The sequence below is a fragment of the Brucella pseudintermedia genome (genome assembly GCF_008932435.1).
Lineage (GTDB): Bacteria > Pseudomonadota > Alphaproteobacteria > Rhizobiales > Rhizobiaceae > Brucella > Brucella pseudintermedia.
The window spans coordinates 213,162-230,249 of sequence record NZ_WBWE01000005.1 but is presented as its reverse complement, the minus strand read 5'-3'; the positions used below and the strand labels follow the sequence as shown (position 1 = coordinate 230,249).

Sequence of the window (17,088 nt, the reverse complement as noted above, 5' to 3'; positions counted from 1 at the left end):
TGCTGATCGCACAAATAAAACAAAAAGTTGGAACGATTCAGTTCCGTTCTGGCGGGAACCCGGTCTAAAGAAAGAGCGCATGAGTGCAGTAGCCGAAACAACAGTCCCCCGCAGCGGAGCGCGCAAGCGCCAGCTTCCGTTGTCCTGGCTTGGCGTGACACCGTTTTTCATCTTCGCCATCCTGTTCCTGATCTGGCCGACGATGTATCTCATCATCGGCGCCTTCCAGGATCCGGCGGGAAATTTCACGCTCCAGAACATCCATGATCTGTTCCAGCCGCAGATCATGAGCGCCTACTGGATCTCGATCAAGGTCAGCCTTGCATCGGCCATTGGCGGCGCGATCATCGGCTTCTTCCTCGCCTGGGCGGTCGTGCTCGGCAATCTGCCTTCCTGGCTGCGGCCGACGGTACTGACCTTTTCCGGCGTTGCATCCAACTTTGCAGGCGTGCCGCTGGCCTTCGCCTTTCTGGCGACCTTGGGGCGAACCGGCTTCGTGACGATCCTGCTCAGGGAATGGTTCGGCTTCAACCTCTATGCGACGGGTTTCAACCTGCTCTCCTTCTTCGGCCTGACGCTCACCTATCTCTTCTTCCAGATACCGCTGATGGTGCTGATCCTGACGCCCGCTCTCGACGGACTGAAGAAAGAGTGGCGCGAGGCCTCTTCCATTCTGGGCGCGACCACCGCGCAATATTGGCGCATGGTGGCCTTCCCGATCCTGTGGCCGAGCCTGCTCGGCACCACGCTTCTTCTGTTCGCCAACGCCTTTGGGGCGATTGCGACCGCCTATGCCTTGACGGGTTCCTCGCTCAACATCGTACCGATCCTGCTCTATGCCCAGATCCGCGGTGATGTGCTGCACAACCAGAACCTCGGTTATGCGCTGGCCCTTGGCATGATCGTCATTACGGGTATTTCCAACCTCATCTATATCTGGCTGCGCATTCGCGCCGAGAGGTGGCAGCGATGAAACGGAAAAGCATCAACGCCCAGAAAATCGGCGCATGGATCGCCTTCCTGATCGGCGCCATTTACTTCCTCGTGCCCCTCATCGGGACGTTTGAATTCTCGCTGCGGATGCGGCGGGGCGAATATTCCTTCGATGCCTATCGCGTCGTGTTCTCCGATCCGAACTTCCAGGCGACCTTCGGCTATTCGATCCTGCTCGGCCTGCTGACCATCGTTTTCGGCGTACTTCTGGTGGTGCCGACAGCCTATTGGGTGCGGCTGCGCCTGCCGCAATTGCGTCCGGTGATGGAATTCATCACCCTATTGCCGCTGGTCATTCCCGCCATCGTCATCGTGTTCGGCTATTTGCGCATCTACAACTCGTCGTCATGGCTGCCGTTCACGGCGTCGACGCGGGCAACCGACGTGCTCTTGATGTTCGGTTATATGACACTGTCGCTGCCCTATATGTATCGCGCCGTCGATACGGCGATGCGCACCATCGACGTCAATACGCTGACGGAAGCCGCGCAAAGCCTCGGCGCGGGCTGGGGCCGCATCATGTTCAAGGTGATTTTCCCGAACGTGATCTCCGGCGTGATGAGCGGCGCCTTCATCACATTCGCTATCGTCATCGGCGAATTCACGCTGGCCTCGCTTTTGAACCGCCCGGCCTTCGGCCCCTACCTGCAACTGGTCGGCGCGAACCGCGCCTATGAGCCGTCAGCGCTGGCGATCATCTCGTTCGGCATAACGTGGCTCAGCATCATCATGCTGCAACTCGTCTCGCGCCTTAATAAATTCAAGACAACCGCCGGGTAACATTCATGGCTTTTCTCAATATCAAGCACCTGAAAAAGAGCTTCGGCGCCAATACCGTCGTCCACGATTTCAACCTTGCCGTGGAAAAAGGCGAATTCGTCTCCTTTCTCGGCCCGTCGGGCTGCGGCAAGACCACCGTTCTGCGCATGATCGCCGGTTTCGAGCTGCCCGACAGCGGCGCCATCGAAATCAACGGCAAGGACGTGGTGGACCTCAAGCCCAACCAGCGCAATATCGGCATGGTGTTTCAGGCCTATGCGCTGTTTCCCAATATGACGGTCGCGCAGAATGTTTCGTTCGGCCTGCGCGTTGCCGGAAAGCCGAAGACGGAAATCGACGCCACGGTGAAGGAAATGCTGGGGCTCATCCGCCTCGACCATCTGGCGGACCGTTATCCCTACCAGATGTCCGGCGGCCAGCAGCAGCGCGTGGCGCTTGCGCGCGCGCTTGCAACCAAGCCGCAAGTTCTGCTTCTCGACGAGCCGCTATCCGCGCTCGATGCGAAAATCCGCATTTCCTTGCGCGAAGAAATCCGCGCTATCCAGCAGAAGCTCGGCATCACGACCGTCTTTGTCACCCACGATCAGGAAGAAGCCTTGTCGATCTCTGACCGCATCGTGGTCATGCACGAAGGCCGCGCCGACCAGATCGGCTCACCGTTCGACATCTATAACCGCCCTGCCTCGCGCTTCGTGGCGTCGTTCGTCGGCACGCTCAACATGCTGGAAGCGTCGGTCAGCGAACCGGGCCGGAACAGCATCGACCTCGACGGCCGCACCATCACCGTGCAGGAAAAGCTCGACCATCATCCCAAAGGCAAGCCGCTGACGCTGGCCTTGCGCCCGGAAGCTGTCAGCCTTGAGGCGCGCAAGAGCCACGATACTTCACTGGATGCGACCATTGAGGACGTGCATTTCCTCGGCTCCGTCATCCGCACGCGCGTGACGCTCGGCAAAAACCGCCTGTCTTTCGACACGTTCAACGACCCGACCCAGCCGCCGCCGCAGCGCGGCGACAAAGTGACGGTGCATTTCGCCTCGCACGACCTGCTGGTATTGGCAGACTGACGCCCCTTCCTAACCTCACCCTTCGACAAGCTCAGGATGAGGGGGAGCGAAAGCAGTAAAATACAAAGCCGCCCGAGGGCGGCTTTGTTGTTGATGACACGCGCGATGGGCTGGTGAGATTTCGGTTCATGACGTGCCGAAAATGGTGGCTTTCGAGAACCGGAGCGCAGCGTACATTAAGTACGTGGGCACCGGATCGCAGAAAGACGCCATTTGCAGGCGGGTCAGGGACCGAAAGATCTCAGCCCCAGGGACCGTGGAAATCCCCGTCCTTATCAATACGCTTGAAGCCGTGCGAACCGAAGAAATCGCGCTGGCCCTGAATGAGATTGGCGGTGCCAAGCGCCTGCGTGAAGCTGTCGAAATAGCTGAGCGCCGAACCCAAAGCGGGCAGAGGCAGACCTGCGAGCGCTGCCTTGGCGACGATCTGGCGAAGGCCGCTGGAAGCCTTGCTCATGCGTTCGACAAAGGCAGGCGCCAAAAGCAGGTTGCGGCTTTCGCTATCCTCAAAAGCATGGGCGATATCGTCCAGAAGCTGCGAACGAATGATGCAGCCTGCGCGCCAGATGCGGGCGGTTTCGGCAAGCGGAATGTTCCAGCCATGCTCCTGCGAGGCGGCTTCCATTACCGCGAAGCCTTGAGCGTAAGCGGCGATCTTGCCTGCCAGCAGCCCCTGCTCCAGATCGGCAAGGAATTTCGCCTGCTCGGCAATATCGAGGCTGCGCTTTCCCGGATTGTAAGCTTCCGCGGCAAGCGCACGCGCCGCTTTCAGCGAAGACAGCGAGCGCGCGGCGACCGCTGCTTCGATTGCCGTTGCCGGAACGCCCAGCATCTGCGCCTCAATGGCCGCCCAGCGACCCGTGCCCTTCTGACCGGCTTCATCGAGGATCATGTCGACCATCGCCTTGCCGGTTTCGGGATCGGTCGCTTTCAGCACCTTGGCCGTGATTTCGATCAGATAGGAATTGAGCGGACCCTGATTCCATTTCTCGAACACGTCACCGATGGCCGGGGCCGACAGCCCAAGGCCGTCGCGCAGGATGCCGTAGATTTCGGCAATCATCTGCATGTCGGCATATTCGATGCCGTTGTGGATCGTCTTGACGAAGTGACCGGCGCCATCGGGGCCTACCAGCGCACAGCAAGGTTCGTCCTTGTATTTGGCGGCAGCGGCAAGCAGGATCGGCGCGATGCGCTCATAGGCTTCCTCGGTCCCGCCAACCATCATCGACGGGCCATGGCGCGCGCCCTCCGCGCCGCCAGAAACGCCCATGCCGACAAAGGTCGGATCGTTGGGGCCAAGCGCCTTCAGGCGGCGCACCGTGTCGCGGTAATCGGAATTGCCGGCGTCGATCATGATGTCGCCCTTCTCAAGATAGGCCTTGAGGCGGGTGGTCTCAGCATCGACGGGGGCGCCTGCCTTGATCAGGAAGATGATCGGACGCGGCTTGCGGATATTGGCCGCGAGATCCTCGAAAGTGGGGCAAGGAATGATCTTGTCGCGCAGCGGGCCAGCCTTCTCGAGAAAGGCTTTCAGCACAGGCTCATCACGGTCGTAGACGGCTACCGTATAGCCCTTCTCGGCTATGTTCAGCGCCAGGTTGGAACCCATGACGCCAAGGCCGACCATTCCGATATCTGCTTTTTCCATTTTGTGCCCTTTAGAAATGCAACCGGCCAGCCGTCGTCCAGACACATGCGCAACATCGAACGCCGACAAGCCGAACCGATAAGAACAGGCTGCCGCCGGGTTTCGGCAGCAGCGCATGTCAATCTGTATCCTATTGTGGGATGATCTAGGGCATATGACGCAAAGTTGATAGACCTTCCCTCACGAAAATCACCGGTTTTGCCTGCATAACTGCCTTGTTAAATCGGTTAGCCCGCGCGAAAAGCCCACATTTTGCGCTTTTCACACCCGTTCCAGCTTGCGATGCGGCAGCGGCGGCAATTCAATGGCAATCGCATCATTCGCCTTCACCGTGCCGCCTGCGAGAACGATGGTCATGATGCCGGACTTGCGGACGAGTTCGCCATCGGGCGTGCGATCCAGCACGGCATCGAGAAGCCCGGCCTGGAAATTCTCTATCTGGGCGCAGGGGTTGCGCAGGCCCGTCGTTTCCAGAACAACTGCGTCGCCGATCCTGATCAGCGCGCCTTGCGGCAAGCCCAGAAGATCGATGCCGCGCGTGGTGATGTTCTCGCCAAGATCAGCGGGCGCGACGTCAAAACCCTTTTCCGCCAGTTCGTCGAAAAGCTCGGCGTGAATGAGATGAACCTGCCGCAGATTGGGTTGCGTCGGGTCGGCCCGCACGCGAGAACGGTGCTTCACCGTCACGCCCTGATGCGCGTCGCCTTCGACGCCCAGCCCCGTGACGATGCGGATTTCCGGCACCACCTGTTTTGAAAAACGGTGCTCGCCATCCCGCGCTACAGCCACGACAAATCCGCTCATCGCATCCACCTTATGAAAGACATCCTCACAGGACAAAGAAACTTCGTTAGCCGCATTACATGAGCTATATAGCACCTGTATGAAGCTGCGGGGCAAGCACGTGAATCAGGACAAGCAGACAAAGAAGGACTTTCGCTGGGGCATATGGGGCACGGGCACGATAGCCAACGCCTTTGCCGACGATATTCAGGCAAGCACCGGGATGCGGGTCGCCGCTGTCTGCTCGCGCGCGGCCGAGACCGCCGAAACTTTCCGCCGGCGCATCGGCGCTGACAAGGCGTTCCATGATTCAGGCGCGTTTCTTGCCCATCCGGATATCGATGCGGTCTATATAGCGACCCCGAGCGCCATGCATGTGCTGCAGGCCATGCAGGCAATCGCGGCAGGCAAGCCATGCCTGATCGAAAAGCCGCTCTCGCTCGACGCCGCTGGCGCAAGGCAGATCGAAGCCGCCGCAAAGGCAAAAAACGTCTTCGCCATGGAGGCGATGTGGAGCCGCTTTCTGCCAGCGATCCGCGCCGCCAAACGGCATATCGAAAGCGGGCGCATCGGCGCGGTGACGCGCATCGAAGCCGATCTGTCCTATATCCGTGCCTATGATCCGCAAAGCCGGTTTTTCAGTCCGGAGCTTGGCGGCGGGGCGGCATTCGATCTCGGCGTCTATCCGGTTTCGCTGGCACTGTATTTCCTGGGCCTGCCGGATCATGTCGACGGTCGCTGGCAGCGCGCCAAAAGCGGTGTGGACATGCGCACCGAGTTCCAGCTTGGCTGGCCGGGAGCCACGGCCAACCTCTCCTGCGGTTTCGACCGCGACGGCGAGAACCGCATGTTGATCGAGGGAACCAAAGGCACGATCCTGATCCACGCGCCATTTCTGAAAGCCCAGAGGCTGACGCTGTTTTCGGCTTTCGCAGCACGATCATCGCTCGGGCCGAATGGCGGCAAAGGTTTTATCGGCAAGGTCCTGAACCGGCTGCCTCTGCCGGGCCGCACGATTGAAACTTACGCCTTTTCCGGCAACGGATTGCAGTTTCAGGCCGAAGCGGTCCGCGATGCGGTGCGCGGCGGGCAGATATCGAGCGCCTTCATGCCGCTCGACCAAAGCGCCGCCGTTGCCGACATTGTCCGCAAGGTGCTGTCCAAGGGTTAGAAGCGCATCCCGAAAAGTGTGAAACGGTTTTCGGAGTAAGATGCGCGCTAAGACAAATTTTTAGAGAAACGAGCTGATGCAATCGGATCAACTCTCTAAAAACTGCTTCTCATCCTGTAGGGCTGTGCATTCTCGCCAGCATTGTTCAGGGCAAGCGCGATTTCGGTGATATGCAGCGCCACATCGCCGGAAAAGAAGGCCTTGTCGCCCGTCCGGATGGCGCGGGCCTGATCGGCGATGCCGCGCACGAAATCGATCTGCGAGGGGTACATGGGCAGCGACCGCTTGTCGGCCTTGGGATAGGACAGTTTCGTGCCGACGGTGGGTTTCCATGACAGGAACTTGCCGATGCGCATTTCCAGAATGCCGAACAGGCGCGCCATAAAGCGGCGCTTTTCCTCCGTGCGCTCAAGGCGGACAGCCGAGCGATTATCCCAGAGATCGTCGACCACAATCGAGCCCTTGTCGGCAATGATCGTCAGGCTGCGGTCCTTCGGCATGGCAAGCCCCGATGTGAGACGCGCCACCAATCCCGACTTGAAAACGAGACAGCCGACCGAAAAATCGGGCGCCATGTGCAGGTGTTCGGTTCCCGGCCCCTTGTCCGGAAAGGTTATGGCGGAAAATGCCGAGACGCGCTCGACGGGACCGAACAGCGACACCAGCCATGACAGCGCATAGCCTGCATGTTCCAGCGTGCAGCCGATCTCGAACTCGTGCAGGCCCGGCCATGGTGCGCCCGACTGCGAACGCCAGCTTGACCATTTGTCGCGAAATACCGGCCCGTCTTCCATTTCGGCATAGACAAGGCGCGGCATACCAATGCCGTTGATGACGCTTGCCACCAGACGATAGGCATCGCTGAGGCCGTTTGCCGGAGCTGCCGCAAGCGTGAGACCGGATTGCCGTGCAAAAGCGACCAGCGCTTTCGCATCCTCATAATTCATCGCCAGCGGCTTTTCGGAATAGACATGCTTACCGGCGACAAGCGCTGCATGGGATATTTCAAAATGGCTTTCGGGCGTGGTCAGGTTGACGACGATCTCGACGTCAGGATCGGCGAGCACAGCCTCGAAACTGTCATAGGCGCTGACCGAATAATGCGCGCAGAACGCCTTCAGCCGCTCGGGCGAGCGATCATAGGCGCCGCGCAGCGTCAGCTCGGGATAATTGCGCAGGGTGGTCATGTAATAGTCGGCCACAAATCCGGTCCCGACGATTGCGATATTCATGAAGTGGCTCCGGCTAAAAGCATTTCCAGCAAAAGTGCGAAGCGGTTTTGCGTTGGATAATGCGTGTAAACAATGCGTTAGGGCGGTTCCAAGATTCTGTTTTCACTGGAACCGCTCTATCGTTTCGGGATGATGATTTTCGCGGTCAGCCTGAGGCCGAAGATCGCAAAGATGAGCGTGAGCCAGACCGGGTCCATGCGGCGGAAGAAAAAGCTTTCCAGCATGGCGTTGAGCGTCCCGAAGAACACGATCATCAGGAAGAAATCGGCAAGCAGAAGATTTTCGCGCACCGGACGGCACCGCATATAATTGACCAGCGGCATGACGATAATGACAAAAATGGCGCAGACCAGCGCCGGAATTCCCATCGATAGCGCAATATCGAGGTAACCATTGTGCCCGTGCACGATGCCGCGCACGTCCCAGTCCAGATAGTAGGGATTGGCAGCTTGCTTCGCTATCGGTGTGCCCCAGAAGCTTTCATAGCCAAAGCCGGTCCATGGCCGGTGGGAAAGCGCCTCCACCGCAAAGGCCCAGATGGACGTGCGCCCGGTAAAGGTGGGGTCGACGTCAAGTTGCAGAACAAGTTGGTGCATCGGTTCAAACAGGACCGTGCCGAAAGTAAACAGCGCGAGCAGAAACTGGATCGAGAATACCGCTACCGGCGCAAGGAAGCGGAGGCCGAAAATGCCGGGACCGATTACCAACAGCATGGCCAGCGGCACCAGTGCTGCCGTCGTCTTCGATCCTGTCTGCGCAACGAAGATCAATGCTGAAATGGCTATCAGGAACCCGCTCACCCGCCAGCCGCGCCGCCACAGATAGACACCGGCGAAGGAAAAGGCCGCCATGACCGGCCCGGCAATGTTCTTGTGTGTGAAGACGCCGCGCCAGAGATAGGCGTTTTGCGGTTCCAGCGCGTCGGCGCCATGTGTGCCGAGATTTGGCAGAAGCACCACGCCCGCATAGGAAATAACGATGACGATTGACGCCACCGTGACCAGCATCGCCGAATAGGCGTCGCCATCCTGCGGCAGGCTCAAGACGGCAACGACCGTCAGAATGCCGATCATTGTCAGCAATACGCCGCGTATCGCGGTCGCCGGATCGGGGCTTGCGAAAACCGATGCCAGCAGGAAGGCAAACATCAGCAGCCAGCCGGGGCTGACGATTTTGACCACCTTCTTCGGATCGGCGAACATCGCAAGCGACAGGAGCGCCACGGCACCGAGACAGCCGAAACCGAGCTGATTGATGGCATCGCCGCCGCCTGACGTGTCCCCGCTCGCCGCTGCGCTGAGCGGATTGAAAGGACGGAAGGAAATCAGCAGAATACAGAATGTTATCGTGGCGATAACAAGCGCAATCGTGCGGACTGTCGCCCGCACGTTCATTTGCGCCGCAACATCGGAACGGGCGTCAGTTCTTGTCCGGGTTGCGATATTGCTCATTCAGATACCCAAAATGGGCCATGACGCGGCCGAGCCCGATATGGAGGAAATAGGTCCCGACCGGCACGAAGCGCGCCGCGATGCCGCGCCGGAGGGCCTTGATCGGAGAATACCCCAGAAGAGCAAGACTTTTCAAAAAAACGCGCACCTGACCGAAAGGCTCGTCCTTGCGCTGGCGCTGTTCGATCAGCGTCGACAGAACGCCGTTGCGCAGGCCGCGCGCGGTAATCCAGTCCTTTTCCAGCCGTCGTGCCGGGATGGTTTCGCGGACAATGCCTTCATTGCACCAGGCAATATTGAAGCCCTTGGCCCGCGAGCGATTGATGAAATCCGAATCGCCGCCGCCGGTGAAGTTGAACTTCAGGTCCATGAACGGATAACCGATGGCTTCCAGCACCGGGCGCGCAATCAGCAGGTTGCCGGACGAATAAATGATCGGAACCGGGCCGGTCTTGCTGTAATGCGGCAGGAAGACAGGATGTTTCGCCCATTTTTCCGATCCCGGCTTTTCAAAGATCGGATATTGGGGGCCGCCAACAAGGCTCGCATTATAGCGCTCGGCGGTCGCCACCATGTTTTCGATCCAGGCCGGATCGGCCAGTTCGTCGTCATCGATGACGATGACATATTTGAAATTCGGGAAATAGGTCGTCGCTGTCAGCCAGCCGGCATTATATGCGTTGCAGTTGCCGCGATGGGATTCGACGATCAGCATGCCGGTATATTTTCCGGCCTCGAACTGCGGCGCCGCCACTTTCGCGCCTTCCCGGTCCTCCGCCTCGTTCTCGATCACCACCACCGCGAAGCGGCGGCTCGTGACTTGAGCGTTCAGCGTATCGAGGGTACGGATGACATGCTCCGGACGGCGAAATGTCGGCAGGGTCACAACCACTTCAACTTCATCGAAACGAAGTCCAGGTGTTTTAGCTATTACTTGTATATGATCCGGTAATACAGACATTATGTCGCCCAATATTTAATTGCCCATGTTTTCAATCGGCCTATTCAAAAACAATTAAAGAAAAGTTCACCGCGTGGTTGTAAGCACCGCCTGAAACTATCATAGAGAACACTGATCCATGATGCTCAGGAGCTGCCTTGCCGTCCCCACACCTTGTTTTCGTAACATCGATTGTTCCACATGGAATCCCGACCACCGGCTATGAAGTGGCGAATGCCGCCGTCGTCGATGGCCTGCGCCGTTCGGGTGCGAAGGTGACCGTGCTTGGCTTCACATGGCCGGGCGTGAAAGCCGATGCTGCGGATACGGTCGTATTGGGCGAAGTCGAAGTGCGGACCGAGGGGGCCGGCATAAAGCGCAAGATCGGCTGGGTGGTGAAGTCCTTCCTGACCGGCCTCACCGTTTCCTCGGCCAAGTTGCGGGTGATCCCGGCGCAGAAACTGCGCGAGGCTATCGCGCAGATCGGCCCGTTCGACGCCTATGTGTTGAATGGCGTGACCCTGCCCGGCGCGTTTGAAGATATTTTCAAGGACAAGCCGTCGCTGTTCGTGGCGCATAATGTGGAATATCGCTCGGCGGAGGAAAATGCCGCCGACGCTGGAAGTTTCATCCAGAAGTTCCTGTTCGCGCGCGAGGCCCGCATTTTGAAAGGGCTGGAAAGCCGCCTCAGCGGAAAGGCGCGTTTCGTCTTCACCTTTGCCGACGATGATGGCCCGGCGCTGGGACTTGCCCCTGACCGGTTCGCAACGATGCCGCTCGTCACGCCGGGCGGAACACGGACAGCGCAGCAGCGTCCTATAAAACATGACCTTGCCCTGATCGGCACATGGACATGGCATCCGAACAGAATCGGGCTCGAATGGTTTCTCCGCGAGGTAAAGCCGCATCTTCCCGGCGATATTTCCATCGCGATTGCAGGCAACACGCCCGCCGACCTGATCGCTGCATGGTCCGGCGCAGGGTCGGACGTGGATTTTGTAGGCAAGGTGCCGGATGCTACCGAATTTGTGGAAAGCAGCGCACTCGTGCCGCTTGTCAGCCGGGCGGGGACCGGCGTGCAGCTGAAAACGATTGAAACATTCGAGCTTGGCATGCCAAGCGTCGCCACAACGCATTCCGTGCGCGGCATCGATCATATTCCGGACAACTGCACCGTTGCCGACGATCCACGGGCATTCGCCGCGGCAATCGTCGAACGGATCGAAAAGATTAGATCGGGGGATCGCCAGAGATTGGATGGCAAGGCCTTCACGAGGTCACAAATCGAAGGCATGGACCGCGCGGTTGCCCGCGGTCTGCAAGCTCTTCACGACGACAAAAGAACGACGGACCAGGCATGATGCATACCGAGAATGTAACTTACCGGAATATCCTTGGCGTGAAGGTCGCCTGTTTCGATTGGGACAGCGCCTTCGCCTTCTTCGAGAAGCGCATCAATGACGGCCAGTTCATGAAGCAGGGCTGGCTCAACGCCAACAATTCCAACATTGCGGATGAGAATCCGGATTACCGCGCCGCGTTGCGCGATTTCCTGATCCTGCCTGATGGAGTGGGTGTTGATATCGCCAGCAAGGTCGCCTATGGCGGCAAGTTCCCGGCCAATCTCAACGGAACGGACTTCATCCCGGCGCTTTTGCAGCATATGAAACGCCCGCTGAAGGTTGCGCTTCTCGGCGGCGGTCCGGGCGTCGCTGACGATACCGCGCAACTTTTCATGCAGCAGATCCCGCATCACGAATATCGCGTCATTTCCGATGGCTTCTTCAAGCCTGCCGATCTCGACGGCATTCTGGCGCAATTGAAGGATTTCCATCCCGATATATTGCTCGTCGCCATGGGCGTTCCGCGTCAGGAACTCTTCATCGACAAGCATATCACGGCCGAACATTGCACGGTGGCCAGCGCGGTCGGGGCGCTGTTCGACCTGCATACGGGCCGGGTGCAGCGCGCACCGCGATGGGTACGCAAAATCCAGATGGAATGGGTGCACCGGCTGTTGCAGGAACCGCGACGCCTCGCAAAGCGCTATCTCATCGGCAATCCCGTATTTCTGTGGCGCGTTGCCAAAGGCTCGATGAAGGGAGAAACCCGGTGAAAACCGCAATCGTCACGGCGAGTTGGGATCAGGATTTCGAGCGTTGCAGGCTGCTTTGCGAGACCGTGGACAAATATGTCAGCGGTTTCACAAAGCACTACATCCTTGTGGACAGCAAGGATGTTGCCCTGTTCCGCAAGCTTGAAAGCGCGCACCGCATCATCATCGATGAACGCGATCTTCTGCCCTCGTGGCTGCATGCCTTCTGGGACCCGACCTATCTGTGGCGCAGGCGGGTCTGGCTTTCGCTGCGCACCAAGCCGCTGCGCGGCTGGCACGTGCAGCAGTTGCGCCGGATCGCGCTTGCCGGTGCCGTGGAGGAAGACGGCTTTCTCTATACGGATTCCGACACGGCTTTTCTGCGCCCCTTCGATTGCGGCACGCTCTGGCATGGAGGACAGCTTCGGCTTTTCGTGCGCCCCAACGCGCTCGCCAATCCCCAATGGCCGGAGCATCCGGTCTGGGCGGCCAATGCGGCGAAACTGCTCGGTATCGAGAACGGCAAAAGCGGGCTCAATGACTATATCGGCCAGCTCGTCTCATGGCGGCGCGACAGCGTGATTTCGATGTGTGAGCGGATCGAAGCCCATACCGGACAGCATTGGGTGGCAGCCCTTGGCAATATAAGGCGCTTTTCCGAGTGCTTCATCTATGGCCGCTATGTCGATGACGTGCTGCAAGGCTCAGGCCATTACAGCGACACACATGATCTCTGCCGGATGCAATGGTTCGCGCCGCCGCCGAGCGAAGAGGAATTCCGCACCTTCATTGCCGAAATGGAGCCGCATCAGGTTGCCATCGGCATGCAGTCTTTCCTCGGTCTTTCGGTCGATGACATACGACGCATTATCGGAGCCTGAACCTCAAATTCGTTTGGCTGGCAAACGGATGCTCGTATAGGTGAAAACCAGCGACAGCAGATAAAGGCCGCCAAACACGATATTGAGCCCCAGAATCCAGTCCTGATTGTCGGCATAGTTCACCAGCAGCAGCCAGACGAAGAACGCCTTGGCGGCGGTCATCAGCACCATGCTCAATGTCCTGAGACCGGACTGGCCGCGCGCATATAGAATCTCGGTCTGGTATTCGATCAGGTTGCGCAAACCCGGTACGAGCAGCACCAGCGGCAGCAGCCCGACAATCGGCGCGACGCTTGCTCCGAGCGCATTCGGGAAGATTTGCAGGAACACAACCATCGCGCCGAGACCTGCCACCGAGACCGCGAAGACCGCAAACTCCAGTCCGGCGCGGATGCGCAAAGAGGACAGCATGTCGGGCGCACGCATGAGCTTTTGCACCAGCATCATGTTGAAGGACCGGACTGGCAAGGCAGTCAGATCCACAAGCCGCATGATGATCGCGTAGAGCCCCGCGGTTGCAGGCCCGCCCACGGTCAGCACGAGAAGCTTGTCCAGCTCGGCCTGAATATAGAACAGCAGTTCGGCCCCCATCACGGCAATCGCATCCGAAACCCGCCGCATATAAAGCGATGGTTTGAAGCGGAGCCGGACAGACGGGTAGAATTTCAGCGCCGTCAGCAGCGCAACGCCATTGGCCGCTGCATACCACCATGCCCAATGAGCGATATCGTGGACGCTTGCCAGCCACATGAACAGAACGGCGGCGACAGCTCGCGTGGCCGTGCCGAAGATCACCAGCCCCGCCGATATGCCGAACCGGCGCAGGCCATTATTGACGATGATGACGATTTCGGTCGACCGCCAGAACAGGGCCTCGGCAAACACCACGACGGCGAAAGGCAGAAAGGAAATATCGCGACTGAAAAAGACGAAATAAACCAGCCAGGACGCCAGCGCGAACAGGGGCAGCGACGCCAGAATGGCGGCGAGAAAGCCCGCCGTGTAGATGCCGAGCAATCGCGGCTTCACGGTCGATATGCGGTAAAGCGGCGAACTGAACCCGAGTGAAACGATGCGCGACAGCACCACCCCGGTGCCCGATGCAGTGGCAAATATACCGAAATCGCCGGTCGGCAGCGTATTGGCGAGCGCGATGAAATAGACAAGTGAAACCACCAGCCTGCCAGCAGAGCCGGAAAACAGCGACAGGTAATCGCGCACCACTCCGGCATTGTTGCCCGACAATTTCCAGAGCGCTTTCGCTATCAACAGGGAGCCTCATTTATCGTGATCTGATATGCGTTTGACCCTTCGGAACGGGAAGCGCAGGAAGGAGATTTAGCAAAAAAGACTTAAACTCTTCTTTGCAAGCTCAAAGAGCAATCAAGCAAAAGCTAAAATAGTCGAGCTGAGCATTTTGCGGTTCAGCCCGACGTTATTTTAACTTTTTGTTTTCTATAAAAAATTACATTCAGCCATCAGGTTTGGGGTGGGCGGATTCCGGTTTGGGATGCGCAAGCTCCGGTTTATGGATTTCATAGCAGCGGTTGATACCGGAAGCGGTCGCGACGGCTACAGATACGGACGAATTCGACAATGAGCGATCATGAGGAGCGCAGAAAGGCGGGAGGTGAAAAACCTCTTCTCGCATTTTCCGATGCGCGCCCAACCGGTCGCCCGGCTGGCGGCGGTGACAGCGAAGCCGCACCGCCATGGACGCCGCCCGCGACATCGGATGAACGCGCTGCGTTCTTTCATCGACACGATCACGATCCGCAAGAAACGCCGGAACCCGTTATCGAGCAAGAACCGGACGATGCGGATGTGGCCGAGTTGCAAAAACGTGTCGCACTGATCGAAGCGGAGCTGGAACGCAAGATTCGGGAACGCCAACGTCGCAAAATCGCAATCGAGACTGACGCTGCGACTCCTGAGCCGACCGGTGACACGGTTCGGCGCGAGCGCCCTGTCGCCGACCGCCCGGTCTCGGATGCCGAATGGAAACCGCTGATCGATCCGCGCATCGCCATTGATGTGGTGCGGGGATCGCGCAGGCTCCTGCTGGTTACTACCATAGTGGGCGGTGTGGTCGCCGCGCTCTATGCATTGTCGCTGCCGCAGATATATGTCGCTTCGACCGATATTCTGGTCGATCCGCGCAACATCAAGACAGTTGGAGACGAGCTGACGCCGGGGCAGCTTCCGACCGATGCGTCGCTTGCCGTTGCGGAAAGCCAGGCCCGCATTATCGATTCCAGCAGCGTGCTGCTGAAGGTGATCGACAAGACGGACCTGACAAAGGACCCTGAATTCAACGGTACTCTGGTTCCGACCGGCATTGCCGGGCTGTTTGCGCAGATCAGGGATATGTTGTCGCCCAAAAAGGCGAGCGACAGCCAGACGCTGCAAACCCGCGTGCTCTATAACCTGCACAAGAGCATCGCGATTGGCCGCGATGCCAAGACCTTCATCTATTCGATCTCGGTGAAAACCCGCGATCCGCAAAAATCGGCCTCGCTTGCGAACACGATCAGTTCCGTTTTCCAGAGCGAGCTTGCATCGCTGCAATCCGATGCCGCACGGCGCACCTCGGACGAATTGTCGAACCGGCTTGCCGATATGCGCGCCAGTGTCGAACAGGCGGAGCGCGCAGCGGCTGATTTCCGCGCCTCGCACGATCTCGTCAATGTCGACGGCAAACTGATCAGCGACAACGACCTGACGCGGCTCAACGACCAACTGACCAACCAGCGCGCCGAAACCATGCGGCTTCAGGCCCGGGTGCAGGTGCTGAGCAACGCCACCTCCGACAGCGTGGTGGCCGGGACTCTGCCGGAAGATTTGCGATCCAACACGCTGACGGCGCTGCGGGCGCAATATGCGCAGGCGCGCCAAACGGCAAGCGGCTTATCCACCCAGCTCGGCCCCCGTCACCCGGCGCTCATTCAGGCGCAGTCGCAGGCTGGCACGGTGCTGAACGATATCGATGCCGAATTGCGGCGCATCCGCTCCTCACTGCAAGTCGAGGTGGCCCGGTCCGCTCAGCAGGAAAAGGACCTGACCGCGCGTCTGGCACAGCTCAAGTCCCAGCAGGCGAACAATAGCGGCGATCTGGTGAAATTGCGTGAGCTTGAGCGCGAAGCCACGGCGCGCCGCTCCGTCTACGAAGCCTTCCTCCTGCGCTCGCGCGAGACGAACGAACAGGAAGGGCTGAATACGGCCAATGTCAGGGTTCTTTCGGAAGCCCGTCCGCCGCTCGATCCGGCCAGCACGTCGCGCAAGCTGATCGTCATCGCGGGACTGATTGCAGGCTTCCTCGCAGGTCTTGCGATCGCAGCCGTCCGCAATTTCGGACGGCTGCTGCGCCTGTCCTAACTCATGCTGACCGGCGTGCGGGTGCCTCGGCACGCGGCACCTTGCGCCCGCTGGCGCGCAAGATGCCATGCGCCCCGTCGAGATGGCCGGGCTTCAGTTCAAGCGCCAGAAACCGACGTTTTTCATAGGGGCCGGGCATGGCAAGCTCGCCGGTCTTTTCCGCGGTAAAGCCGAAGCGCCCGTAATATTCCGGATCACCGACAAGCAGGATCGCGCCATGGCCAAGGCGTCTCGCCTCATCAATCGCATGACGCATCAAGGCCGAACCGATGCCGCAACCGGCGGCGGAAGGTTCGACGGCGAGCGGCCCCAGCAGCAAGGCGGATACGGGAAAGCCAAAGGCATCCAGCCCGGCATGGACATCCCACAGCCGCACGGTGCCTGCGAGCGCTCCATCTTCGCCAAGTGCAGCAAAAGCCAGCCCTTCCGCTGGCAGGCGACCGCGACGCAGCTTTTCCGAGGATTTGCGGCGGCGACCTTCGCCCATCGCGCGATCAAGCAGCGCTTCGCGCGCCAGCACATGCTCCAGCGCCTCGCCGGCAATTGTGAAAGCCGGGGCGACAACGGTTGCGATATTTTCCTGAATTTCCAGAGTTGCGTTCATCACATCTATCCCCGCAAGGCGGCAGCAGCACACCCGTCCAGTGCCTTGCGGCACTGAACGGATTG

15 protein-coding genes are annotated in these 17,088 nt (G+C 59.2%); 8 read left to right on the top strand and 7 right to left on the bottom strand.

The genetic code is table 11. The features are described from left to right. Positions 1-79: 79 nt before the first annotated feature. From F9K78_RS08970 to F9K78_RS08960, 3 genes are read left to right on the top strand one after another with little or no spacing between them, the layout of a single operon-like run. Positions 80-973, top strand: coding sequence for an ABC transporter permease (locus F9K78_RS08970; RefSeq protein WP_121983483.1), 894 nt, complete (start codon positions 80-82; stop codon positions 971-973). Further along, positions 970-1,773 (top strand): ABC transporter permease, encoded by an 804-nt coding sequence (locus F9K78_RS08965; protein ID WP_121983482.1) that lies wholly within the window; start codon positions 970-972, stop codon positions 1,771-1,773. Before F9K78_RS08970 ends, F9K78_RS08965 begins: the two co-directional genes overlap by 4 nt. 5 nt (positions 1,774-1,778) lie before the next feature. Then, complete coding sequence (locus tag F9K78_RS08960) at positions 1,779-2,840, top strand: ABC transporter ATP-binding protein (RefSeq protein ID WP_121983481.1); 1,062 nt, start codon at positions 1,779-1,781, stop codon at positions 2,838-2,840. A 241-nt stretch (positions 2,841-3,081) separates the two neighbouring features. Here F9K78_RS08960 and gndA read toward each other — a convergent pair whose 3' ends face one another. Both gndA and F9K78_RS08950 read right to left on the bottom strand, forming a co-directional pair. Then, entirely contained in the window at positions 3,082-4,491 is a 1,410-nt protein-coding gene (gene gndA, locus F9K78_RS08955; protein WP_121985418.1) for an NADP-dependent phosphogluconate dehydrogenase, read from the bottom strand. 261 nt (positions 4,492-4,752) lie between these two features. Continuing rightward, a complete protein-coding gene (locus tag F9K78_RS08950; RefSeq protein WP_121985419.1) occupies positions 4,753-5,295 on the bottom strand; it encodes an MOSC domain-containing protein in 543 nt (180 codons plus the stop codon). A gap of 100 nt (positions 5,296-5,395) precedes the next feature. Here F9K78_RS08950 and F9K78_RS08945 point away from each other — a divergent pair, with 100 nt between their 5' ends. Next, on the top strand, positions 5,396-6,445 hold the full coding sequence (locus F9K78_RS08945; protein WP_121985512.1) for a Gfo/Idh/MocA family protein: 1,050 nt from the start codon (positions 5,396-5,398) through the stop codon (positions 6,443-6,445). Positions 6,446-6,540: 95 nt separating this feature from the next. Here the strand turns inward: F9K78_RS08945 and F9K78_RS08940 are convergent, their stop codons facing one another. The 3 genes from F9K78_RS08940 to F9K78_RS08930 form a co-directional block, all read right to left on the bottom strand. Beyond that, positions 6,541-7,677, bottom strand: coding sequence for a Gfo/Idh/MocA family protein (locus tag F9K78_RS08940; protein ID WP_122066822.1), 1,137 nt, complete (start codon positions 7,675-7,677; stop codon positions 6,541-6,543). Positions 7,678-7,793: 116 nt separating this feature from the next. Continuing rightward, the gene (locus F9K78_RS08935; protein ID WP_121985421.1) at positions 7,794-9,128 is read right to left on the bottom strand and encodes an O-antigen ligase family protein; all 1,335 of its coding nucleotides are present in this window, start codon (positions 9,126-9,128) and stop codon (positions 7,794-7,796) included. Next, positions 9,097-10,089 (bottom strand): glycosyltransferase family 2 protein, encoded by a 993-nt coding sequence (locus F9K78_RS08930; protein ID WP_121985422.1) that lies wholly within the window; start codon positions 10,087-10,089, stop codon positions 9,097-9,099. Before F9K78_RS08930 ends, F9K78_RS08935 begins: the two co-directional genes overlap by 32 nt. A 137-nt stretch (positions 10,090-10,226) precedes the next feature. On the opposite strand from F9K78_RS08930, the gene F9K78_RS08925 reads away from it, so the two are divergent. The 3 genes from F9K78_RS08925 to F9K78_RS08915 are packed head-to-tail and all read left to right on the top strand — an operon-like array spanning position 10,227 to position 13,044. Further along, entirely contained in the window at positions 10,227-11,429 is a 1,203-nt protein-coding gene (locus F9K78_RS08925) for a glycosyltransferase (protein ID WP_121985423.1), read from the top strand. Then, the gene (locus F9K78_RS08920; protein WP_122066823.1) at positions 11,426-12,184 is read left to right on the top strand and encodes a WecB/TagA/CpsF family glycosyltransferase; all 759 of its coding nucleotides are present in this window, start codon (positions 11,426-11,428) and stop codon (positions 12,182-12,184) included. Before F9K78_RS08925 ends, F9K78_RS08920 begins: the two co-directional genes overlap by 4 nt. Next, positions 12,181-13,044 (top strand): DUF6492 family protein, encoded by an 864-nt coding sequence (locus F9K78_RS08915; protein ID WP_176024300.1) that lies wholly within the window; start codon positions 12,181-12,183, stop codon positions 13,042-13,044. The genes F9K78_RS08920 and F9K78_RS08915 overlap by 4 nt, the downstream gene beginning before the upstream one ends. A gap of 3 nt (positions 13,045-13,047) precedes the next feature. On the opposite strand, the gene F9K78_RS08910 is transcribed toward F9K78_RS08915, so the two are convergent. Beyond that, positions 13,048-14,313 (bottom strand): lipopolysaccharide biosynthesis protein, encoded by a 1,266-nt coding sequence (locus F9K78_RS08910; protein WP_121985425.1) that lies wholly within the window; start codon positions 14,311-14,313, stop codon positions 13,048-13,050. Positions 14,314-14,640: 327 nt separating this feature from the next. Here F9K78_RS08910 and F9K78_RS08905 point away from each other — a divergent pair, with 327 nt between their 5' ends. Further along, positions 14,641-16,419, top strand: a complete 1,779-nt coding sequence (locus tag F9K78_RS08905; protein ID WP_121985426.1) for a GumC family protein — start codon at positions 14,641-14,643, stop codon at positions 16,417-16,419. A 1-nt stretch (position 16,420) separates the two neighbouring features. On the opposite strand, the gene F9K78_RS08900 is transcribed toward F9K78_RS08905, so the two are convergent. Beyond that, positions 16,421-17,023, bottom strand: coding sequence for a GNAT family N-acetyltransferase (locus F9K78_RS08900; protein ID WP_121985427.1), 603 nt, complete (start codon positions 17,021-17,023; stop codon positions 16,421-16,423). Positions 17,024-17,088 lie beyond the last annotated feature (65 nt).